We start from the raw sequence: 4,008 nt of genomic DNA, 5'->3' as shown, positions 1-4,008 counted from the left end.
GCCCCCGCCGCGGCGCCGGCCGATCCGGCCAAGCACCCGGGCGCCGTGACCAGCCCGATGGTCGGCGTGGCCTATCTGGCGCCCGATCCGGGCTCGCCCCCCTTCGTGACCGAGGGGCAGAGCGTCGCCGCCGGCCAGACCCTGATGCTGATCGAGGCGATGAAGACCTTCAACCAGATCAGGGCGCCCCGTGCCGGCACGCTGACCCGGCTGCTGGTCGCATCGGGCGATCCGGTCGAATTCGGCGAAGCCCTGGCCATCATCGAGTAATGTTCTCCAAGATCCTCATCGCCAATCGTGGCGAAATCGCCCTGCGGGTCCTGCGCGCGTGCCGCGAGCTGGGGATCCGCACGGTGGCGGTCCATTCCACCGCCGATACCGACGCCATGCATGTCCGCCTGGCGGACGAGGCCGTGTGCATCGGCCCGCCGGCCACGCGCGACTCGTACCTGAACGTCGCGGCGATCCTGTCGGCGGCGACCATCACGGGGGCCGAGGCCATCCATCCGGGCTATGGCTTCCTGTCGGAAAACGCCGATTTCGCCGAGACGGTCGAAGCCCACGGCCTGGCCTTCATCGGCCCGACCGGGAACCATATCCGGATGATGGGCGACAAGATCACCGCCAAGACGACCATGAAGGCGCTGGGCGTGCCGCTGGTCCCCGGCTCGGACGGTGCGCTGGCCAATCTGGCCGAGGCCCGCCGGGTGGCGGACGAGGTCGGCTATCCCGTGCTGATCAAGGCGGCGGCGGGCGGCGGCGGCCGCGGCATGAAGGTCGCGCGCGGCCCCGACGAGCTGGAAGAGGCCTGGAGCCTCGCGCGCACCGAGGCCAAGGCCGCCTTCGGCAATGACGAGGTCTATCTCGAAAAATACCTGGACCGGCCGCGGCATATCGAATTGCAGATCCTGGCCGACACGCACGGCAACGTCGTGCATTTCGGCGAGCGCGACTGCTCGCTGCAGCGGCGGCACCAGAAACTGCTCGAAGAAGCCGGCTCGCCGGCGCTGACGGCCGAGGAGCGCGACGCGATCGGCGCCACCGCCACCGCCGCGCTGACCAGGCTGGGCTACCGCAACGCCGGCACGCTGGAATTCCTCTATCAGGACGGGCAGTTCTGCTTCATCGAGATGAATACCCGCCTGCAGGTGGAACATCCGGTGACCGAGATGGTCTGCGACGTCGACCTGGTGCGCGAGCAGATCCGCATCGCGGCGGGCGAGCCGCTGGGCTATGGCCAGGCGGATATCCGCTTCAGCGGCCATGCGATCGAATGCCGCATCAATGCCGAGGACCCGGCGACCTTCCTGCCCACCCCCGGCACCGTCACCATGTATCACCCGCCGGGCGGGCTGGGGGTACGCATCGACAGCGCGCTCTATGCCGGCTATCGGGTGCCGCCTTATTACGACAGCATGATCGGCAAGCTGATCGTCCACGCCCCGACCCGGGCGGACGCGATCGCGCGTATGCGCCGCGCGCTGGACGAGTTCGTGATCGAAGGCGTGAAGACGGTGATCCCGCTGCACCGCAAGATCCTCGACGACCCCGAATTCCAGAGGGGCGAGTATACGATCCACTGGCTGGAACGGTTCGTGGCCGCGCAGGGCTGAAGGCGCCGAAAAGGCACCGACAGGCCGGGCGGCCTGGAAAAACCGCCCGGCCTGGCCTCAGTCGTCGTAGGACACCAGTGCCTGCACCGGCACGTCCAGGCGCGCGCGGCCGCCCAGGGCGCGCAGTTCCACCATGACCGATGCGCCGACCACGTTCGCCCCGACCTTGCGCAGCAGGGCGACCGAGGCCGCCAGGGTGCCGCCCGTGGCCAGCAGGTCGTCCATCACCACCACGCGCTGGCCCGGGACGATGGCGTCGGTCTGGATCTGCAGCGTGTCGCTGCCATATTCCAGGTCGTAGGTGTGGGACACGACTTCACCCGGCAGCTTGCCCGGCTTGCGCAGCATGACTAGGCCGCAGCCCAGGCGGCTGGCCAGCGGCGCCGCGGTCAGAAAGCCGCGCGATTCGATGGCCGCCAGCATGTCGGGCGCCCAGGGCGCCACGCCGTGCGTCACCCTTCCCATCGCCACCTGCCACGCATCCGCGTTCCGCATCAGGGTGGAGATGTCGTAAAACAGGATCCCCGGCTTGGGAAAATCCGGAATGCCGCGAATATGCTGCTTCAAATCCATCGAGGCGGTCGTCATGTCCCTGTCCAAATCCATCCCATGCCAGCGGCCGGCCGGTCGCGCGGCGGCCCGCGGCCTTATCACGTAAAGATACGCGTCATACAAAGAAATGGCGGGATCGGTCCCGCCGGGCCAAACCGCGTTGCTGTAACAAGCCGCCCCCCGTCCGGCAAGGGCCGCACCCGATCGCGGGGGTGGCGTGTCGGGCGCCGTCAATGCATCGCGGGCATGTCGGCCGGCGACAGTGTCTCGGCCGACGTGCGGCGCGCGGGGCGCAGCAGCACCATCATCCGCATGACCACCGCCCCCATCAGCATCACGCCCGCCATCGGCACGGGCGTCGTGCGGGGCAGCATGCCCACGATGGCGCCGGCCACGGCGCCCAGCACATATTGCAAGGTGCCGATGAAGGCCGAGGCGCTGCCCGCCAGGCGCGGATGGTCGGCCATCGCCCCCACCGTCGCGTTCGGCCCGATGATGCCCGTGGTGCCCAGCGCCAGCATCATCGCCAGCACCAGCGGCACCAGCGCGAGGCCGTGCGGCGTCGCCCCGCCCTTCATGGCGAAGGCCATGACGATCGACACCACGGTCATCGCCAGCGTGCCCAGCACCGCCAGCCCCACCGACCGGCCCAGGATGCGCGCGGCGTCGATCCGCCCCACCAGCATCCCGTTCAGTTGCGACGCCCCGATCATGCAGACGGCGAACACGCCGAAGAGCATGCCGAACTGCGCCGGCGAGAAGCCGAACAGATGGATGAACACCGACGGCGCGGCCGACAGATAGGTGAAGGACATGAAGGCGCTGAACCCCGCCACCAGCGCATTGGTGATGAAGCCCCGGTCGCGCACCAGCAGCACGTAGCGGCTGACCAGCGCCATCGGCGAGAATTCGCTGCGATTGGCGGGGTCCAGCGTCTCGGGCAGCACCCGCGCGACCAGGAAGGTGCAGACGAGCCCATAGGCCGCCGACGCCCAGAAGATCGACCGCCAGCTTGTGAAGGCCAGCACGAAGCCGCCCAGGGTCGGCGCCAGGATCGGCACCACCCCCATCACCAGCACCAGCCGCGACATCAGGCGCGCGGCCTCGTTGCCGTGGGACATGTCGCGCACGCAGGCGCTGGGGATCACCAGGCTGGCCGACGCCCCCAGCGACGCGATCAGGCGGAAGGTCGAAAAACTGACGATTCCCGGCGACAGCGCGCAGCCGACCGAGGCCAGCGTATAGACCAGCGTGCCGACCAGCATCGGCATCCGCCGCCCGAACCGGTCGGACAGCGGCCCCATCGTGATCTGTCCCACCGCCAGTCCGACGAACCAGACCGCCAGCGTCATTTCCGCCGAGCCGGCCGGCGCGTGCAGCGACGCCTCCAGCGCCGGAAAGGCGGGAAGATAGATATCCGTTGACACCGGCCCGACAGCGGTCAGGAACCCGAGCAGAATCGCGATCCAGCTCATGAAGCCGGCGACCGGGGCAGAAACAGGGGCATCGTCGGATCTCGTGGCTAAGGCGGAAGACGCCATGGCGGCACTCCGTTGGAGATCGTCGGGCCCTACTATCCCACTGGCCCGCCGCTTTTCATCATCTAATTGCCGAAGGACTGCGTTTCGTTTTAAGCGGTGCATGATCGCAACAGGGCTTAGCCGCCGGGCGTCGCGCCAAGGGACACCGCAGGGTCAGCCTGTCGGCGGGTTGGGGCGGCAAGATGGCACTTTCACGACATGTCGGGGGCGTCGCCGCCCGATGCAAGGCGGCGCATCAGCCACAGTCCCAGCAGCGCCGAGCCCGCGAACAGCCCCGCCGCCAGCGCCGCCTGCCAGCCATG

Annotated in this window: 4 protein-coding genes; 2 read left to right on the top strand and 2 right to left on the bottom strand. The window is 68.8% G+C overall.

Annotation, left to right across the window (positions count from 1 at the left end; all coding sequences use genetic code 11):
* A partial coding sequence (locus HUK84_RS11790; protein ID WP_281362801.1) for an acetyl-CoA carboxylase biotin carboxyl carrier protein occupies positions 1-270 on the top strand: 270 nt, incomplete at its 5' end.
* A complete protein-coding gene (gene accC / locus HUK84_RS11785; protein ID WP_176640465.1) occupies positions 270-1,613 on the top strand; it encodes an acetyl-CoA carboxylase biotin carboxylase subunit in 1,344 nt (447 codons plus the stop codon). The genes HUK84_RS11790 and accC, both read left to right, overlap by 1 nt.
* 57 nt (positions 1,614-1,670) lie before the next feature.
* Here accC and HUK84_RS11780 read toward each other — a convergent pair whose 3' ends face one another.
* Together HUK84_RS11780 and HUK84_RS11775 are read right to left on the bottom strand one after the other, a co-directional pair.
* A complete protein-coding gene (locus tag HUK84_RS11780) occupies positions 1,671-2,201 on the bottom strand; it encodes an adenine phosphoribosyltransferase (protein ID WP_176640464.1) in 531 nt (176 codons plus the stop codon).
* 194 nt (positions 2,202-2,395) lie between these two features.
* Positions 2,396-3,706, bottom strand: coding sequence for a multidrug effflux MFS transporter (locus HUK84_RS11775; RefSeq protein ID WP_176640463.1), 1,311 nt, complete (start codon positions 3,704-3,706; stop codon positions 2,396-2,398).
* Between the last annotated feature and the right edge of the window lie 302 nt (positions 3,707-4,008).

It is taken from the genome of Nguyenibacter vanlangensis (assembly GCF_013376155.1).
Taxonomy (GTDB): domain Bacteria; phylum Pseudomonadota; class Alphaproteobacteria; order Acetobacterales; family Acetobacteraceae; genus Gluconacetobacter; species Gluconacetobacter vanlangensis.
The sequence above is the reverse complement of the archived record's forward strand: the minus strand, read 5'-3'. Positions and strand labels throughout refer to the sequence as shown.

Coding starts and splice junctions, on each gene's coding strand:
- accC (WP_176640465.1), top strand. CDS start 270: ATGTTCTCCAAGATCCTCATCGCCAATCGTGGCGAAATCGCCCTGCGG.
- HUK84_RS11780 (WP_176640464.1), bottom strand. CDS start 2,201: ATGACGACCGCCTCGATGGATTTGAAGCAGCATATTCGCGGCATTCCG.
- HUK84_RS11775 (WP_176640463.1), bottom strand. CDS start 3,706: ATGGCGTCTTCCGCCTTAGCCACGAGATCCGACGATGCCCCTGTTTCT.